This window comes from Pseudomonas sp. KB_12 (assembly GCF_052114545.1).
Lineage (GTDB): Bacteria > Pseudomonadota > Gammaproteobacteria > Pseudomonadales > Pseudomonadaceae > Aquipseudomonas > Aquipseudomonas brassicacearum.
Genome location: NZ_JBFREY010000012.1, coordinates 97,538 through 114,646, shown reverse-complemented (window position 1 = coordinate 114,646; position 17,109 = coordinate 97,538). Strand labels below are relative to the sequence as shown.

Below are 17,109 nucleotides of genomic sequence, written 5' to 3'. Positions count from 1 at the left end.
CTCGTTTCACTCGACAGCTCCTACAAGGGCCGAGCGGGAGCAAGCTCCCTCGCCACAGGGATGTTTAACCGAACGAATTCGTTGGCCACGGTCTAAAACCCCACTCCCACAATGGAAGCCCTATTGCATGAAATCCCTTCTAGCCCTGCTTTCCCTGGTGGCTCTTCCAGTGCTGGCCGCCGAGCCAACCCTGTACGGGCGCTACGAATACATTGCGCTGCCGGAAATCGGTGGCGAAGTGCTCAAGGCCAAGATGGACACCGGCGCCCTGACCGCCTCGCTGTCGGCCAAGGACATCGAAACCTTCACCCGTGACGGTGATGACTGGGTGCGGTTCCGCCTGGCGACCAAGGATGCGAGCAACAAGGTCTATGAGCACAAGATCGCGCGCATCAGCAAGATCAAGACCCGTTCCGAGGAAGATGAAGAGGACGACGAAAAGATCGCGCCCACCAAGCGCCCGGTGGTCGATCTGGAGTTGTGCCTGGGTAACGTCAAGCGCACGGTCGAGGTCAACCTGACCGATCGCAGCAGTTTCAATTACCCGTTGCTGATTGGCGCGAAGGCGTTGCGTGAGTTCGGGGCGGCGGTGAACCCGGCGCGGCGGTTTACGGCGGATAAGCCGGACTGCTGATTTCCCTGATTGACGTACCCCAAGGCTTGCGGCACCGTTCCGGCAACTTTACTGCCGGGCCCGCAAGTCATGCCTCATATCCTGATTGTCGAAGACGAAGCCGCCATCGCCGATACGCTGGTGTTTGCCCTGCAAGGGGAGGGGTTTGACACCACTTGGCTGAGCCTTGGCGCAGCCGCCCTCGAACACCAGAAAAACACCCCGGCGGACCTGATCATTCTCGATGTGGGCCTGCCGGATATCAGCGGATTCGAGACTTGTAAAAATCTCAGACGTTTCAGCGACGTTCCGGTCATCTTTCTGACAGCCCGGGATGGCGAGATCGACCGGATCGTGGGCCTGGAGATCGGTGCCGACGATTACGTGGTCAAGCCTTTCAGCCCCCGCGAAGTGGCGGCCAGGGTCCGGGCGATCCTCAAGCGCGTGGCGCCGCGTCCGGCGGCGGAGGTGGGCACGGCGTTGTTTCAGGTTGATGCCGATCGTGTGCAGATCAACTATCGCGGCACACCGCTGAACCTCACCCGTCACGAGTTCCGCCTGCTCAATTGTCTGCTGGAGCAACCCGAGCGGGTCTTCAGCCGTGAGCAACTGCTCGATGCCCTGGGCGTGGCCAGCGATGCCGGCTACGAGCGCAGCATCGACAGCCACATCAAGAGCGTGCGCGCCAAGCTGCGCCTGGTCCGGGCCGAGGCTGAGCCGATCCAGACGCATCGGGGCCTGGGCTACAGCTACAGCCCGGGGCACAGCTGATGTCGCTGGGGATCCGGATTTTCCTGGTGTATGTGCTGTTTATCGCCTTGACCGGTTATTTCGTGCTCAACACGGTCATGGAGGAGATCCGCCCCGGCGTGCGCCAGTCCACCGAAGAAACCCTGGTGGACACCGCCAACCTGATGGCCGAGATCCTGCGGGACGATTTCAAGGCCGGCACCCTCAACCAGAATCGCTGGCCGCAGTTGCTCAAGGCCTACGGCGAGCGCCAGCCGGCGGCGACGATCTGGGGCTTGCCGAAAAACCAGGTCAGCCATCGCATCTATGTCACCGATGCCAACGGCATCGTGGTGCTCGACTCCAGTGGCGTGGCGGTGGGCCAGGATTATTCGCGCTGGAACGACGTTTACCTGACCCTGCGCGGCCACTACGGCGCTCGCTCGACTCGCAGCATTGCCGATGATCCGACGTCTTCGGTGATGCACGTCGGCGCACCGATTCGCGACAACGGCCGCATCATTGGGGTCGTCACCGTCGCCAAGCCCAACAGCTCCTTGCAGCCTTATGTCGATCGCACCGAGCGGCGCCTGTTGATCTATGGCGCCGGCTTGGTCGCCCTGGGCTTGTTGCTGGGCGGCTTGTTGTCCTGGTGGCTCAGCGCGGCACTGCGGCGTTTGACGATCTACGCCCAGGCGGTCAGCCAGGGGCGTCGGGTGGAGGTGCCGCATTATCGTGGTGGCGAGTTCGAGCAACTGGCCGGTGCCGTGGAGCGCATGCGCACGCAACTGGAAGGCAAGGCCTACGTCGAGCGTTACGTGCACACGCTCACCCACGAACTCAAGAGCCCGCTGGCGGCGATTCGTGGCGCCGCCGAACTGCTGCAAAGCGACATGCCCGCGGCCCAGCACCAGCGCTTCGTCAGTAACATCGACAACGAAAGCGTGCGAATGCAGCAATTGATCGAACGCTTGCTCAACCTGGCCCAGATCGAGCAGCGCCAGGGGTTGGAAGAAGAAGTCGCGGTGCCGCTGGCGGCGTTGATGGACGAGCTGCTGGAAGCGCGTGGCGGCTGGATTGAAAGTCGCCAGTTGACGGTTGAGCAGCACATCGCTACCGACCTGACGCTGACCGGTGAGCCGTTCCTGTTGCGCCAGGCCTTGGGCAATCTGCTGGAAAACGCCCTGGACTTCACCCCCGTCAACGGTCGGCTGCGTATCAGCGCCGAGCGCAACGGGAATCGCGTCGAGATCCGCCTGTTCAATCAGGCCGCGCCGATTCCCGACTACGCACTGCCACGCCTGAGCGAGCGTTTCTACTCCCTGCCGCGCCCGGACAGCGGCCGCAAGAGCACTGGCCTGGGGCTCAACTTCGTGGAAGAAGTGGTGCAGTTGCATGGGGGGCAATTCAGTATTGGCAATGTCGAGGGTGGGGTTGAGGTGGTGCTGAGGTTGCCTTGAGGGAATTTGATTAATCTTGTTATTGATTAATTTACATAACCATTTTTTAGGTTTAATTTCCCCTCAGCACCGGCGAACAATTTTGTAGACCTGTCAGCAAGCCATGCCTTACGGCGAGATGACTTTCGGTCGGCTGGTCCTATTCGTGGATACACAACCGGGAGCATGAGCATGGTGAGCCTCTGGCAAAAACTGCAGGCCAAGTTGTTGCGCGCCTTCGCCAAGAGAATGAAGGCGAAGTTTACCTACGACGCTGCGTTGTTTCCGTTGCGCGCCGTTGTCGAGCAAACCATCCCGACGCCTTGGGGGGCTGCGCGGGCGCTGTTTTACTGGCCCCATTCGCAGTCCTCGGCAAAGCTGCCGGTGTACTTGAATTTCCATGGCGGTGGCTTTGTTGCCGGGACGCCCGAACACGACGACAGCTATTGCCGTCGACTGGCCCATAACCTGAACTGCCTGGTGGTCAATCTCGACTATGTGCTGGCGCCAGAGCACGCCTTCCCCGCAGGCCCGCGGCAGTGCTTCGCGGTGCTCGAATGGCTGGCCAGCGAAGCCGAAACGCTGGGTATCGATCCTCAGCGTTTCGCAGTCGGCGGCCATAGCGCCGGCGGTAATCTGGCCGCCGCCGTGGCGGGCCTGGCGCGAGGGCACCAGGCGTTGAAGGTGGTGCATCAGTTGATCGACTATGCGGCGCTGGATCTGCACCAGGACCCCGCCTTGAAAACGTCCACCAGTGCCCGGCCACTGCTCAATGCCGGCCTGATGCGCTTCTTCAACAGCTGCTACCTGAGCAATCCGGCACAGGCGCTCGATCCGTTGGCCTCACCCCTGTTGGCGCCGGTCGAGGCGCTGGCGGGGATGCCGGCTGCCACGGTGATCACGGCGCAATACGATATCTTGCGTGCCGAAGGCGAGGCCTACGCCGAGAAGTTGCGCCAGGCCGGCGTGCCGGTGCGCCAGCGAATGTTTGAAGGCTGCGACCATATGTTCACCCACCTGGGACCGGACGAGTCAGCCGAGGAGGCCTGGCAGCTGATGGAGGATTCCCTGCGCGAAGCTTTCCAGGCCGTGGACGTGGCGGATGCCGGCGTTCGTGCTCGACACGACGATGGCTGTCTCCACACAATCTCCACAATCGCTCCATAAGCCCAACACACAGCCACCCCAGACTCTCCCTCATTCGAACAGGGAGAGCCCCACATGAACCGCAGTCTCGCCATAAAACTGGGCATGATCGCCCTATTGATTCTCTTGTTGATGATCCCGTTGTTGATGATCAACGGGCTCATTGATGAGCGCCAGGAACTGCGTGACGGTGTGCTGCAGGACATCGCCCGCAGCTCCAGCTACAACCAGCAACTGATCGGGCCGATGATCGTGGTGCCGTTTCGCAAGAGTGTGAAGGTCTGGAATACCAACGAGAAGACCGGCGTGCGTTTCCTGGAAACCGTCGAGCGAGCGGGTGAGTTGTATTTTTTACCGGAGCAGTTTGAACTCGACGGCCAGATCCGCACCGAAACCCGTGCCCGGGGCATCTACGAAGCGCGCTTGTTCCATGCCGATAACCGGATCGATGGCCGCTTCAAGGTGCCTGAGCGCTACGGTGTTGCTGCTAAGGATTTTGCCGATTACCGCTTCGACGAGCCGTACCTGAGCGTCGGCATCAGCGATATTCGTGGCATCGAGAATGCGCTGACCCTGACACTCAACCAGCAGACCGTCGACTTCCTGCCTGGCTCGCGGCTCGGCTGGCTGGGGCAGGGTGTGCATGTGCCGCTGCCGATGATCACCGCCCAGGGCGGCCCTGAGTTGATCTTCGGTTTCGACCTGCGCCTGCAAGGCACTGGCGAGTTCCAGATTCTGCCAGTGGGCAAATCCACCAAGGTGCACCTGTCGGCTGACTGGCCGCATCCGAGCTTCATCGGCAACTACTTGCCCACCAATCGTGAAATCAATGAGCAGGGTTTCAGTGCCGACTGGCAGACGTCGTTTTTCTCCACCAACCTCCTGGAAACGCTGCAAGCCTGCGAACCGAGCGATAGCTGTGAAGCGTTCCGCAGCCGGGCCTTCGGGGTGAGCTTCATCGACCCGGTGGACCAGTACCTCAAGAGCGACCGGGCGATCAAATATGCGCTGCTGTTTGTCGCCCTGACCTTCGCCGGCTTCTTCCTTTTCGAGGTACTCAAGAGCCTGGCGGTGCACCCGGTCCAGTACGCCTTGGTGGGCGTGGCGCTGGCATTCTTTTACCTGCTGCTGTTGTCGCTGTCGGAGCACATCGGTTTCACCCTGGCGTACTTGGTGTCGGCCAGTGCCTGTGTATTGCTGATCGGGTTCTATGTCTGCCATGTGTTGCGCAGCGTGAGCCACGGCCTGGGATTCTCGGCAGGGCTGGCGGGCTTGTACGGTTTGCTCTACGGCCTGTTGAGCGCCGAGGACTACGCGCTGTTGATGGGCTCGCTGTTGCTGTTCGGCCTGCTGGGCGTATTCATGGTGCTGACCCGCAAGCTGGACTGGTACGGGGTTGGCGCGAAGCCGGCGGCGGCGATGAGCTTTGATCTGGGAGAGGTGAAATGAGCCGGTCGCTGGGGTTGCGTGAGGATCAGCGGGTGCGGGACGTGTTGGTGATGCAGATTGCTGGGTTGTTTCCGCTGGATCCGGTGCGCTGCCATCGCGAGCAAGCTCGCTCCCACAAAGAGCGCCACGGTCCCCTGTGGGAGCGAGCTTGCTCGCGATAAGGCCGGCACAGCTAACGCAAAGCTAAACCCTGGGCACCGTCTCAATCATCGAAGGCCGCAGACTGACCTCGGCAAACCACGCCGCCAGTTGCGGATTGGCCTTGCGCCATTCCAGGTCCGGATGGCGCAGGTCGAGGTAGCCCAAGGCACAGGCCGCGCTGATGGAGGCCACGTCGAAGTGGCAGGCCAGCTCGGCAATCGCTTCGGCTTCGAGCATGCCCAGGGCCCGGCGAATCTTGTCCCGTTGCGCATCGAGCCATTCGTCCCAGTGTTTTTCCACAGGGCGTAGCGCGGTTTCGTAGCGGATCATCACGGCCGCATCCATGATCCCATCGGCCAAGGAGGCCAGTGTCAGGCGCCGCCAGCGTGCTGCACCGTCCCGGGGGATCAGCGGGTTGCCGACGTGCTGGTGATCGAGGTAGTCGAGGATGACGCGGCTGTCATGGATCACCGTTCCGTTGGCCAGGCGCAGGGCCGGGATCTTGCTCAACGGGTTGTCATCGATCAGCGCCCGGTCCGGCTTGACCGGCGAGAGCTGGCTGAGCTGCAACGCCACGCGGTCTTGCTGGCCGGTTTCGTGCAGCAGCACCAGGACCTTGCGAACGAAGGGCGAAGCGGGGTTGTGGAACAGCGTCATGCTGGGGGTGGACATGGCAACGTCTCGATCAGTGGGGCTTGCTGCGCAGCATAGCGCTTTCGTGCGACCGAGCCGAAGGGGCCCGGCCGCAAGGTGCCTCAGACGGCCGGTTGCAATGCTTGCGGCTCGGACGACGGCGTTGCCGGTTGGTGCTTGAGTTCCCGGGCGACAGTCCAGACGATGAATGCGGCGATGATATCGAAGATTGCCAGCAGCACGAACAGTGGGCTGTAGCCGATCTTGGTCACCATGACGCCGAACAGCAGCGTGAAGGCGGCGGCGCCCAGGTAACCGAACATCCCGCCCATGCCGGTGGCGGTGGCGACTTCATTCTTGCCGAACGAATCGGACGTGATGGCGTACAGCGCGCCGGACAGGGTCTGGTGGGCAAAACCGCCGACGCACAGCAGGGCGATGGCGGTGTAAGGGCTGGCGACCAGGCCGATGCAGGCTGGGCCGATCATGCAGGACGCCCCGAACAGCAGGACCATTTTGCGCGAGGTAAACAGCGACACCTTGCAGTATTTATGGAAGAACGGGCTCAGGTAACCGCCCAGCACGCAACCCAGGTCGGCGGCCAGGAACGGCAGCCAGGCGAACATTGCGATCTCCTTGATGTTCATGTGCCGCTCGGTCATCAGGTACAGCGGGATCCAGGCGTTGAACGTTTGCCAGGCCGGCTCGGAGAGGATCCGGGCGCTGGCGATGGCGTAGAAGTTGCGGCTGGCGATGATGCGTTTCCAGCTGCCTTTCTTCGGCGTCGGGTCTTGGAAGTGCGCTTCCTGGCCGCTGAGAATGTAATCACGCTCGGTGTCGCCCAGGAGCTTCTGGTCGCGCGGATGCTTGTAGAAGATCAGCCAGAGAAACGTCCAGGCCACGCCCAGGCCGCCAACGATCAGGAACGCCAGCTCCCAACCACTGTTCAGGATCGCCCAGACCACGAGCGGCGGAGCCAGCACGGCGCCGATTGAGGAACCGATGTTGAACCAGCCGATGGCCACCGAGCGTTCCTTGGCCGGGAACCATTCGGTAGAGGTCTTTACCGCAGCCGGCAGCCCGGCGGCTTCCGTCAGGCCAAGCAGCCCGCGGAAAAATGCCAGGCCCTGCCAGCCCGATGCCATGGCCGCTGCGGCACAGGCGATGGACCAGGCGAACGCGAAAATGGCGAAACCCATCTTGGTGCCGATGGCGTCGATGATGTAGCCGGCCACCGGTTGCATCAACGCGTAGCAGATCTGCCAGGCCACGACGATGTGGGAATACTGCTCGGTGGAGATGTTCATTTCGCTCATCAGGGTGGGAGCGGCCACCGAGAGGGTATTGCGAGCCAGGTAGTTGACCATCAGGCCGGCCGTGACCAGGCCAACCATCCACCAGCGGATGCCTTTGATTTTCATCACTTCACCATCAATTATTTTTGGATTTGGTGTCGCATGTTGTGTTGTAGGTTGTCGTACAACATGCGCCTTTATAGGAGGGCAAGGAATAATTTGTCAACAAATATGTCAAAGGCTGGGCGGTCTGAAACAACCGGCGTGTCTGCGGTTGTCGTATGACGAGGAGGGCGGGCGCTCACTTTGGCAAATGCGCGCCCGGATGACTCAGCGGCGAGGGATCAGTCCCCACACCGCCAACACGGAGGGGATGCCCAACCCCAGCCAACTGACGGCGTCCCACACACCGTCACCCAGCAATGCACTGAAGAGCCCGGCGGCGCAAAGAACGCCGATCACCACGGGAATACCAAACACCTTCCAGAAACTCGATTGCCGAGGCCTCACGAGAGGACCTGCGCACCAACGGTCGGACGCTTGGCCGCTTTGCGTCGCACCAGCCACAGGTAAACGCCGCTGCCGAGGACGATGATGGTCAGTACATCGAGAGTTGCCCAGAAGATCTGCATCGGCCGGCCACCGTAGTCGCCGAAGTGCAGCGGCAGGGACAGACTCATGACGTCCATGTACCACGGCCGTTCGGCGACGGCGGTGACGTCCAGGGTAGTGGCATCGATCAGCACCGGCGTGAGCAGGTGCGAGGTCAGGTGGGTGTCACCCTTCATGAAGACGCTGTAGTGGTGCTCGCTGGAGAACAGCGTGTCGGGGAAGGCGATGAAACTCGGCTCCATGCCCGGCGCGACGTCCTTGGCGATGTCCAGCAGCCGGGTGGCCGGCGCCAGTTGGGTCAGCGGCGGGGCGTCGCGGTAGGGTTCGACCATGGCGCTGAGGCTGTCGTTGCGCCACGCGGCGATGATCAGGTCGGCGCACGCGGCGATCACGCCAGTGACGCCCACGGTCAGCGCCCAGACCAGTGTGACCACGCCGATCAGGTTGTGCAGGTCGAGCCAGCGCAGGCGCGTGGATTTGTCCTGGCGCACCGTGGCGAACTTCAAGCGGCGCATGAACGGCAGGTACAGGACCACCCCGGAGACGATGGCAATCACGAACAGCAGCCCCATGAATGCCAGCAGCAACTTGCCCGGCAGCCCGGCGAACAGGTCCACGTGCAGGCGCAGCATCACCATCATGAAACCGCCATTGGCCGAGGGCATTTCCAGGGCCTCGCCGGTACGCCCATCGAGCATGAAGGTGTGGGAGGAATTGGGTTCGGTGCCCGGTGTCGGCGCCATGATGGTGATGACGCCGTTGGGATCGTCATCGTCCCAGCCAAAATACTGGACCACTTCACCCGGGCGATGGGCCTTGGCTTTTTCCACCAGTTGCTGCAGGTCCAGCGGCGGCGTCTCGGCGGGCATTTCCCGAAGCTGCGGGGCATCGCCCAGCAGGTGTTCGATTTCATGGTGGAAGATCAACGGCAGCCCGGTGATCGCCAGCATCAGCAGGAACACCGTGCAGATCAGGCTGGTCCAGGTGTGGACGAAGGACCAGCGGCGGATGGTTTTGCTTTTCATGAGCGATCCGGATGCAAGAGGGCCACTGGGGCTATATCGCTGTTCATTGGGGACAGCCATTGTGGCGAGGGAGCTTGCTCCCGCTGGATTGCGCAGCGATCCCAAGCTTTTGGGGCTGCTACGCAGCCCAGCGGGAGCAAGCTCCCTCGCCACGGTTTTCCTTACATGAACAGCTTTGCCAACTGAGCGCCCTCAAAAGGTTTATGCAAATGCCAACCGTTTACCATTTGTAATTCACGCTGGCGACGACGTTGCGTTGGTCGCCGTAGTAGCAGTAGAAGCCGTCGCAAGTGGACAGATAGTCCTTGTTGAAGAGGTTCTTCGCGTCCACCGCCACCGTGACCCCCTTGAGGGTCTTGTTCAGACGGCCCAGGTCGTAATGGGCCGAGGCGTCGTACACGGTGTAGGACCCGACATGACCCCAGTCGGTGTTGGTGGTGTTGCCGTAGGTGTCGCCGACATAACGCACACCGGCGCCGACACCGAAGCCATCCAGCGGGCCGTTATGCCAGGTGTAGTCCGCCCAGGCGGTGGCCTGGTTGCGCGGGACCTGGGCCATGCGCTTGCCTTTTTCCGCCGCCGTGCCCTTGGTGATTTCGCTGTCGTTGTAGGTGTAGGAACCGATGAGCTTGAGGTTGTCGGTCACGTCGCCCGAGGCTTCCAGTTCCAGGCCACGTACCTGGACTTCGCCCACCTGGCGGGTGACGTTGTTTTCGGTGACGGAGTTGTTTTTCTGGGTCAGGTCGAACACCGCAGCGGTCAGCAGGGTCTTGGTGCCGGGTGGCTGGTACTTGATACCCGCTTCGTATTGTTCGCCTTCGGTGGGTTTGAACGCTTCGGTGCTGTTGACGGTTGAACCCGCTGCTGCCTGGAACGACTGGGCGAAGGAAATGTAGGGCGTCACACCGTTGTCGAAGACGTAGCTCAACGCCGCGTTGCCGCTGAATTTCTTGTCGCGCTGGGTGTTGGTGACATTGTTCTGGTTGTGGAACTCGGTGCCGGTATGAATCCAGTCTTCACGACCACCGAGGGTCAGGCGCCAGTTATCCAGGGCGATCTGGTCCTGGACGTACAGGCCGGTCTGGTTGGTTTTCTGGTTGTAGTCGTACATGGTGAAGTACTGGACGTTGGAGAAATCCTGTCCGTAGATCGGGTTGTGGATGTTGCTGGTCGGCACGCCGGTCGAGCCCCACAGCCAGCGCGAATTGCTGTTGGAGCGCTGGTGGTCCAGGCCCAGCAGCAGGGTGTGGCTGAGGGTACCGGTCTGGAAATCGGCCTGGAAATTGTTGTCCACGGCGAACTGGCTGATGTCTTCGTCAATGACGCTGGCACTGCGCTTGACGGTGCCATCGGCGCTCACCGCTTCCTCAGGCCCCGCCGGCCAGAATTGCCCGCCAGCGGAAATGCCTTGGGTTTCCAGGTCGCTCTTGGTGTAGCGCAGGTTCTGGCGGAACTGCCAGGTGTCGTTGAGGCGATGTTCAAACGCATAGCCGAGGGCGTAGTAGGTACGGTCGTAGAATTCCCAGTCCGGGTCGCCGAGGTTCTTGTGGTGGGAAATCTTGCCCGCTGGCGAGGAGAGCTTGGTGCCCTGCAACGGCAAGAACTGCCCGGTGATGCCGGTGTCGTCACGGGTGTACTGGGACAGGAAGGTCAGGCGGGTGTCGTCGTTGATGTTCCAGGTCAGGCTTGGCGCGAGGTTGTAGCGCTTGTCCGGGATGTGATCGACCTGGGAATTGCTGTCGCGCACGGTGCCGCTGAGCCGATAGAGGAACTGGCCTTCGTCATCGACCTTGCCGGTGCTGTCGAAATTGATCTGTTTGTGTTCGTAGCTGCCGGCCTGCAACTCGACTTCATTGCTGCTTTCGACCTGTGGCCGACGGCTGACCATGTCCAGCATGCCGCCCGGGGGCGTCTGGCCGTAGACCGAAGAGGCCGGGCCACGCAGCACGGCGATGCGCTCAAGGTTCCAGGGCTCGATTTTCGGGGTGATGTAGTTGCCCTTGGGCAGCGGCAGGCCATCGAGGAATTGGGTCGGTATGAAGCCACGGACCAACAGCCAGTCGTTGCGCGAATCCGAGCCGTAGCCGCTGCTCTGCACACCGGCGGTGTAGCGCAGGGCGTCATTGAGGTTGAGGACCGAACGGTCTTCCATCTGCTGGCGCGTGACCACCGAGACTGAACGCGGCAGTTCGACAATCGGCGTATCCGTCTTGGTCCCGGCGGCGGTGCGGGTGGCGACGTAGCCCTCGGTCGGGCCCCACGCGGTTTCGCTGAGGCCTGCACCGATCACGCTGGTTTCCGGCAAGGCCATGACGCCTTCAGGCACCGCCACCAGGCTGTAGGTGCCGGCGCCGCTTTGCTCCAGTTGCAGACCAGTACCGCGCAAGGCCTCGCGCAATGCGCCCGTGGCGTCGAACTGGCCCTGGACCGGGGCGGAGGTCTTGCCCGAGGCCAGGGACGGATTCAGGCTCAGGGCGAGACCGGCCTGGCTGGCGATCTGGTTCAGGGTGCTGGCCAGTGGTGCGGCAGGCAGGTTGTAGGTGCGCACGCTCGAGGCCTGTTCGGCGGCCAGTAGCGGGCCGCTGGCGAAGGGAGTGGCGAAGGCAATGGCGATTGCCAACAGGCTGGGGCGCAACAGGGTGTCTAGCGGGCGGGACATACGGCGGCTCCTGAATGGAAATATTTCTCAATTGCCTGGGTGCCGGATGAAAATTGGAAAGTGATAGGGGTGGATGAAAATAATTTAGATTCGTTTTGCTGGTGGTGGATTTGTGGTGGGGCGAGTGGCCTCATCGCGAGCAAGCTCGCTCCCACAGGATGACTCGTGGCCCACCCGATCAATGTGGGAGCGAGCTTGCTCGCGATGAGTCCATCACTGACACAACGTCGTCAGGGCTTGGCTTCAGCCCGTGGCCCCACCACCACCCACCACCGCGTGTGATGCTCGACCTGCACCGGCAAGGTCGGCAGCAGGGCGGTCAAGGCCAGGTCGGTGTCGTGCAGCGGGAAACTGCCGGTGATGCGCAGGTCTGCCACTTGTGGCACAACCCCCAAGTAGCCATGCCGGTAACGCCCCAGTTCGTGGACCAGGTCTTCAAGGCGCGCGTTGTCCACCACCAGCATGCCGCGGGTCCAGGCATCGGCGCCGGGGTTCAGGGCAATGGTCGGCCCGAGTCCGTCGCGGCGCATCAGCACTTGTTGGCCTTCGCGCAGGATCTGTTCCTTGTCCGTGGCCTGCGGATGCGCGGCCACAGCGGATTTCAACACGCTCAGGCGCGTGCCTTCGTCTTCACGCTTGACCAGGAACCGTGTGCCCAAGGCGCGCAGGCTGCCTTCACGGGTCTCGACGATGAACGGGCGCGGGTCGTCGTGACCGGTTTCCACCAGGATCTCGCCTTCCTGCAGGACGATGCGGCGCTGCTTGTCATCGAAACGCACGTCCAGGGCACTGTGGGTGTTGAGGTTGATCAGCGTGCCGTCGGCCAAGCGCAGGGTGCGCTGTTCGCCTGTCGCGGTGCGCTGATCGGCCAGCCAGTAATCCAGCGGCAGGTAACGATCGCCGGCAAACAGCGCCAGGCCGATGACCGCGATAACGCTGGCCAGGCCGCTGCTGACCTTGCGTAGCCGGCGGCGAATGCTCACCCGCGATTGCAGCAACGCGGCGCGCGCCGGTCCGTTGGCCACACTGAAGCGCTGGTCAAGCATGCCCAGCTGCCGCCAGGCCCGGGCGTGTTCTTCGTCGGCGGCATGCCATTGGGCGAAGGCTTCACGCTCCTGGGCACTGCTCGAGTCCAGGGACAACTGCCAGGCAATGGCAGCATCCAGCACGCTGGCCGAGACCGGTTTGGCATGGGCCAGGCTCATGTCGGCTCACCATAAAGTGCGATGTAGCACTGTCGGATGCCTTGGGCCAGGTACTGCCGTACGCGTGGCACCGAAACCCCCAGGCGCTCGGCAATTTCGGCGTGGCCGAGGCCGTCGAGGCGGTTATAGAGGAAGGCTGCGCGGGCCTTGCTCGACAGTTTGCCGAGCAGGCGATCGATGGCCTTGAGGTCTTCGAGGATGATTTGCTGTTCTTCCACCGAGGGTTGCTCGGCCTCGGGGATCAGCATCAGTTCGGTGAGGTAGGCCTGCTCCAATGCCGCTCGACGGAAATAATCGAACAGCAGGCCCTTGGCGATGGCCACCAGAAACGCCCGTGGCTCGCGGGGCGCCTTCAGCTCCTCGCGACCCAGCAAGCGCACGAAAGTGTCCTGGCTCAGGTCCTCGGCCCGGTGCGCACACGCCACGTTGCGTCGCAGCCAGGCCAATAGCCAAGCGCGATGGTCGCGGTACAACGCACCAACCAAATCACTATGAGGACTGGGGACTGACGACACCAAGCATCACCGACGTTTTAAGTAACGAGAATTGTTCGCGATTGTGGCAGAGGCGGAGGCGGGAAAGCAATTGGCGCTGGTCGGGACCCGATCTGTGGGTCTAATGAATCTGTGGGAGCAAGGCTTGCCCGCGATGCAGGCGACTCGGTTTGGCTGTCAAACCAGGCGATGCCATCGCGGGCAAGCCTTGCTCCCACAGGTAAACCACCCTCGGAGCAGAGGATTTAGAGCGAAGGCGCCTGCTGTCGCCGTTTCCACTGGCTCAGGCGTTGTTGCAGGTCAAGCGGGCTCAGGATCTGTTGCTGGCGGGCGCGGCTGAACAGGATCAGCGCCAGTTCTGCCGTGGCCAGGGCATCGGCACTGGCGTTGTGGCGGTCGAAGACTTGCAGCTTGAACCAGTCGATCCACTCGTCCAGGCCCGACTTGCGCAGGTTAGCCTGGGGGCAAAGCATCGGGGCCAGGTCCGCCACGTCGAGAAATGAATGCTGCAGGCGATAACCCAGGTAGTCTTTCAACGCACGCCCGAGCATGTGGGAATCGAACGGCGCATGAAAGGCCAGCAGCGGACTGTCGCCGACGAACTCCATGAACGCCAGCAGCGCCTCGGCCGGGTCGCTGCCGGCGGCAATGGCGCTGGGCGCCAGGCCATGGATCAGCACACTGGGCCCGAGTTTCTGCTTATCGCATTGCAGGGTGCGTTCGAACTGCTGGCTGAAGTCGATGGCGCCGTCTTCGATGACCACCGCGCCGATGGACAGCACCTGGTCCTTGTTCAGGTTCAACCCGGTGGTTTCCAGGTCCAGCACGACCCAGCGTTGTTCCCGCAGCTCGCCTTCACCCAAGGCCGAAGCCGTCGGCAGGCGTTCCAGGCGCCTTTGCATGTCTTCGGACAACATTGGCTGGGCTGGGCGCAACCAGGAAAAAATGCTCACAGCTGATACCTCACGGTCAGGCTGCTTTGCAGGCGTTGGGCCTGGCGCAGGGATTCGCGCAGGATGCGTCGGTCCAGATGGTTGAGGCTGTCGGGGTCGACGCGGTTGGAATAGGGCAGGTTCTCGCGGGTTTGCAATTGGTGTTGCTGCATGCGGGTCTGTTGGATGAAGTGATAGGCCTCTTCGTAGGCTGCGCCATCGAGCGGTTCGATCACTTGCTTTTCGACCAATTGCCGCAAGCGTTCCAGGGTATTGTTGGCTTCGATGCCGTTGGCCAGCGCCAGCAGACGAGCGCCGTCGACGAAGGGCGTCAGGCCTTGCACTTTCAGGTCGAGGGTGGCCTTTTCGCCGCTCTTGCGACTCAGTACGAAATCCCTGAAACGCCCCACGGGCGGGCGATGACGCAGCGCGTTGTCGGCCATCATGCGCTGGAACAAACGATTGTCGGCCACTTGATCGAGGACCTGCCGGCGCAACTGCTCGCAACCTTGCTCATCGCCCCAGACCACCCGCAGGTCGAAATAGATGCTCGAGCCCAGCAGGTTTTCCGGGGTTGCTTCGCGAATGAAAGCCGAAAAACGCCGGGCCCATTCAGCGCGGGACAGGCACAGCTCGGGGTTGCCGGCCATGATGTTGCCCTTGCACAAGGTGAAGCCGCACAAGGCCAGGCTCTGGTTGATCTGCTGGGCGATGGGTAGCAGCAGGCCGCGGATCTGCGCGGCATGGGCGGCGTCCCGGGCCTCGAACAAAATGCCGTTGTCCTGGTCGGTGTGCAGGGTTTGTTCGCGCCGGCCTTCACTGCCAAAGCACAGCCAACTGAACGGCACGCCTGGGTCACCTCTGTCGATCAGGGTCAGCTCGATGACCCGGCACACGGTGTGATCGTTGAGCAGGGTGATGATGTGGGTGATCTGGGTCGACGACGCGCCGTGGGCCAGCATGCGCTCCACCAGTTGCCCGATCTCGCCGCGCAGGGCCACGAGGTTTTCCACCCTGGGCGCGTTGCGGATGGTCCGGGCCAGGTGCACCAGGTCGACGCGCTGCAAGGAAAACAGATCGCGCTCCGACACCACGCCACACAGGCGTTGGTCCTTGACCAGGCAGACGTGGGCGATGTGCCGTTCGGTCATGGCGATGGCCGCGTCGAAGGCGCTGTGGTCCGGCGAGAGGAAAAACGGTGCCTGAGTCATGTGTCCTACGATGGCTTGGGAAAAATCCCCGGACCCATCGGCCACCACCTGCCGCAGGTCGCGCAAGGTGAAAATTCCCACCGGGGCTTTCTGTTCATTCACCACCACGATGCTGCCGACCTGCTGGTCGTGCATCAGCTTCACGGCTTCGCGCAGCGGCGTGTCCGGGCTGCAACTGACTGGATGGCGCATCGCTAGTTCGCCCAGCCGCGTGTTGAGGGAGTACTGGGTGCCCAGGGTTTGCGCCGACTTTTGCTGGACCTGTTGGTTGACCTGGTCGAGCAGGCTGCTGACCCCACGCAGGGCGAAGTCGCGAAACGGGCCGGACAGGGCGAACAGCTTGATGAAGGCCAGTTTGTTCAACTGCAGGCAGAACGTGTCTTCGCCGGCCCGGTGCTCGGTGCGCGTGGCTCGTTCGCCCAGCAGCGCGGCTAGGGGGAAACATTCGCCGGTGGTGATTTCGAAGGTGGTCTCGGTACCACCCTTGGCCGTATGCGGACGTTCGCCCACCACCCGGCCTTGCTTGACGATGTAGAAGTGCTCCACCGGGCCGTCGGCTGGTTTGATGATGGTTTCGCCCGGCGCATAAAAACGCAGCAGGCATTGCTCCACCAGATAGGCCAGGTGGGCGTTTTCCATCTGGTTGAACGGTGGGAAGCGCTGGAGAAACTGCAGTGTCCCCTGGATGTTTTGCAACACCGCGGTTTTCCCTGCCTGGGTGAAGGCGTCCGCTTTTTTCATAACCATTACGCAGTCTTTTTTGAATTGTTGTGGTCGATCTGTTCTCCCATGGTCGGCCCCTCAGCGCGGAGTGCCCATTGGACGTAAGTCTAGGTCGCCGCCTAGGGGTGGGCTTACGGAAAAATCCTACGCCAAGTGTCAGAAAAATCTTCATTAAATGTTCTTGGAAAAAAATCCGACGAAGTGCACATTGAAGCGCCGCAGAACGATGTCTGACCACTGTGCCAGGGGATCGATTTAAAGAACGTAGAGAGCACCATGTCCGACCACGATATTTTGAGTGACGCCGAGCGCGAGGCGCTGAGTGCCGTCATGCTGGAACCTGACCTGCCGCCGCAGCGCGTCTTGATCGTCGATGACGACAAGGACGCTCGTGAGCTGCTGTCGGAGATCCTGGCGTTGGACGGGATTCACTGCATGACCGCCGCCAGTGGTGAAACGGCACTCAAGATGCTGGAAACCAAGCCATCGATTGGCCTGTTGATCACCGACCTGCGGATGGGCAATGTCGATGGCCTGGAACTGATTCGCCTGGTGCGCGAGTCTCCGCGGGCGGCGCTGCCGATCATCATCGTGTCGGGCGATGCCGACGTGAAGGACGCCATCGAAGCCATGCACCTGAGCGTGGTGGACTTTTTGCTCAAGCCGATCGATACCGACAAGCTGCTGGGGTTGGTCAAGCACGAGTTGGGGATGGATCTCTAAGATTGTCTGTGGGAGCAAGGCTTGCCCGCGATGCAGGCGCCTCGGTTCACCAAGGACCGCGCTGTCTTCATCGCGGGCAA

The 17,109-nt window shown here is 62.0% G+C and carries 15 protein-coding genes; 6 read left to right on the top strand and 9 right to left on the bottom strand.

The window, feature by feature from the left end:
- Window positions 1–127 precede the first annotated feature (127 nt).
- The 5 genes from rloA2 to creD all read left to right on the top strand — a co-directional run bounded on the left by rloA2 (window position 128) and on the right by creD (window position 5,376).
- Window positions 128–634, top strand: coding sequence for a retropepsin-like aspartic peptidase RloA2 (gene rloA2, locus AB4Z20_RS12390; RefSeq protein WP_024618699.1), 507 nt, complete (start codon window positions 128–130; stop codon window positions 632–634).
- A 69-nt stretch (window positions 635–703) separates the two neighbouring features.
- Window positions 704–1,384 carry a two-component system response regulator CreB gene (gene creB / locus AB4Z20_RS12385; protein WP_024618700.1) on the top strand — a complete coding sequence of 227 codons (681 nt, stop codon included), beginning with the start codon at window positions 704–706 and terminating at the stop codon, window positions 1,382–1,384.
- Entirely contained in the window at window positions 1,384–2,802 is a 1,419-nt protein-coding gene (gene creC / locus AB4Z20_RS12380; protein ID WP_253470035.1) for a two-component system sensor histidine kinase CreC, read from the top strand. Before creB ends, creC begins: the two co-directional genes overlap by 1 nt.
- A gap of 171 nt (window positions 2,803–2,973) precedes the next feature.
- A complete protein-coding gene (locus AB4Z20_RS12375) occupies window positions 2,974–3,948 on the top strand; it encodes an alpha/beta hydrolase (protein ID WP_442089996.1) in 975 nt (324 codons plus the stop codon).
- 54 nt (window positions 3,949–4,002) lie between these two features.
- On the top strand, window positions 4,003–5,376 hold the full coding sequence (gene creD, locus AB4Z20_RS12370) for a cell envelope integrity protein CreD (RefSeq protein ID WP_253470031.1): 1,374 nt from the start codon (window positions 4,003–4,005) through the stop codon (window positions 5,374–5,376).
- 183 nt (window positions 5,377–5,559) lie between these two features.
- On the opposite strand, the gene AB4Z20_RS12365 is transcribed toward creD, so the two are convergent.
- The 9 genes from AB4Z20_RS12365 to AB4Z20_RS12325 all read right to left on the bottom strand — a co-directional run bounded on the left by AB4Z20_RS12365 (window position 5,560) and on the right by AB4Z20_RS12325 (window position 16,324).
- Complete coding sequence (locus tag AB4Z20_RS12365) at window positions 5,560–6,189, bottom strand: glutathione S-transferase (protein WP_253470029.1); 630 nt, start codon at window positions 6,187–6,189, stop codon at window positions 5,560–5,562.
- 83 nt (window positions 6,190–6,272) lie between these two features.
- On the bottom strand, window positions 6,273–7,571 hold the full coding sequence (locus AB4Z20_RS12360; protein ID WP_253470027.1) for an MFS transporter: 1,299 nt from the start codon (window positions 7,569–7,571) through the stop codon (window positions 6,273–6,275).
- A gap of 204 nt (window positions 7,572–7,775) precedes the next feature.
- Entirely contained in the window at window positions 7,776–7,955 is a 180-nt protein-coding gene (locus AB4Z20_RS12355) for a hypothetical protein (RefSeq protein ID WP_253470025.1), read from the bottom strand.
- On the bottom strand, window positions 7,952–9,082 hold the full coding sequence (locus AB4Z20_RS12350; protein ID WP_442089992.1) for a PepSY-associated TM helix domain-containing protein: 1,131 nt from the start codon (window positions 9,080–9,082) through the stop codon (window positions 7,952–7,954). The genes AB4Z20_RS12355 and AB4Z20_RS12350 overlap by 4 nt, the downstream gene beginning before the upstream one ends.
- Before the next feature lie 220 nt (window positions 9,083–9,302).
- A complete protein-coding gene (locus AB4Z20_RS12345) occupies window positions 9,303–11,741 on the bottom strand; it encodes a TonB-dependent siderophore receptor (protein WP_253470021.1) in 2,439 nt (812 codons plus the stop codon).
- A 230-nt stretch (window positions 11,742–11,971) separates the two neighbouring features.
- On the bottom strand, window positions 11,972–12,946 hold the full coding sequence (locus tag AB4Z20_RS12340; protein ID WP_253470019.1) for a FecR domain-containing protein: 975 nt from the start codon (window positions 12,944–12,946) through the stop codon (window positions 11,972–11,974).
- Window positions 12,943–13,461, bottom strand: a complete 519-nt coding sequence (locus AB4Z20_RS12335; protein WP_053126008.1) for an RNA polymerase sigma factor — start codon at window positions 13,459–13,461, stop codon at window positions 12,943–12,945. The genes AB4Z20_RS12340 and AB4Z20_RS12335 overlap by 4 nt, the downstream gene beginning before the upstream one ends.
- 224 nt (window positions 13,462–13,685) lie before the next feature.
- Window positions 13,686–14,393, bottom strand: a complete 708-nt coding sequence (locus tag AB4Z20_RS12330; RefSeq protein WP_253470018.1) for a 3'-5' exonuclease — start codon at window positions 14,391–14,393, stop codon at window positions 13,686–13,688.
- Window positions 14,390–16,324, bottom strand: coding sequence for a putative nucleotidyltransferase substrate binding domain-containing protein (locus tag AB4Z20_RS12325; protein WP_309475816.1), 1,935 nt, complete (start codon window positions 16,322–16,324; stop codon window positions 14,390–14,392). The genes AB4Z20_RS12330 and AB4Z20_RS12325 overlap by 4 nt, the downstream gene beginning before the upstream one ends.
- Window positions 16,325–16,582: 258 nt before the next feature.
- On the opposite strand from AB4Z20_RS12325, the gene AB4Z20_RS12320 reads away from it, so the two are divergent.
- Window positions 16,583–17,029: a response regulator gene (locus tag AB4Z20_RS12320; protein ID WP_003206256.1), complete on the top strand. Its 447-nt coding sequence runs from the start codon at window positions 16,583–16,585 to the stop codon at window positions 17,027–17,029.
- Window positions 17,030–17,109 lie beyond the last annotated feature (80 nt).

Excerpts from the sequence above, each read along its gene's own strand:
- rloA2 (WP_024618699.1), top strand. The coding sequence starts at position 128 with ATGAAATCCCTTCTAGCCCTGCTTTCCCTGGTGGCTCTTCCAGTGCTG.
- creB (WP_024618700.1), top strand. The coding sequence starts at position 704 with ATGCCTCATATCCTGATTGTCGAAGACGAAGCCGCCATCGCCGATACG.
- creC (WP_253470035.1), top strand. The coding sequence starts at position 1,384 with ATGTCGCTGGGGATCCGGATTTTCCTGGTGTATGTGCTGTTTATCGCC.
- AB4Z20_RS12375 (WP_442089996.1), top strand. The coding sequence starts at position 2,974 with ATGGTGAGCCTCTGGCAAAAACTGCAGGCCAAGTTGTTGCGCGCCTTC.
- creD (WP_253470031.1), top strand. The coding sequence starts at position 4,003 with ATGAACCGCAGTCTCGCCATAAAACTGGGCATGATCGCCCTATTGATT.
- AB4Z20_RS12365 (WP_253470029.1), bottom strand. The coding sequence starts at position 6,189 with ATGTCCACCCCCAGCATGACGCTGTTCCACAACCCCGCTTCGCCCTTC.
- AB4Z20_RS12360 (WP_253470027.1), bottom strand. The coding sequence starts at position 7,571 with ATGAAAATCAAAGGCATCCGCTGGTGGATGGTTGGCCTGGTCACGGCC.
- AB4Z20_RS12350 (WP_442089992.1), bottom strand. The coding sequence starts at position 9,082 with ATGAAAAGCAAAACCATCCGCCGCTGGTCCTTCGTCCACACCTGGACC.
- AB4Z20_RS12345 (WP_253470021.1), bottom strand. The coding sequence starts at position 11,741 with ATGTCCCGCCCGCTAGACACCCTGTTGCGCCCCAGCCTGTTGGCAATC.
- AB4Z20_RS12340 (WP_253470019.1), bottom strand. The coding sequence starts at position 12,946 with ATGAGCCTGGCCCATGCCAAACCGGTCTCGGCCAGCGTGCTGGATGCT.
- AB4Z20_RS12325 (WP_309475816.1), bottom strand. The coding sequence starts at position 16,324 with ATGAAAAAAGCGGACGCCTTCACCCAGGCAGGGAAAACCGCGGTGTTG.
- AB4Z20_RS12320 (WP_003206256.1), top strand. The coding sequence starts at position 16,583 with ATGTCCGACCACGATATTTTGAGTGACGCCGAGCGCGAGGCGCTGAGT.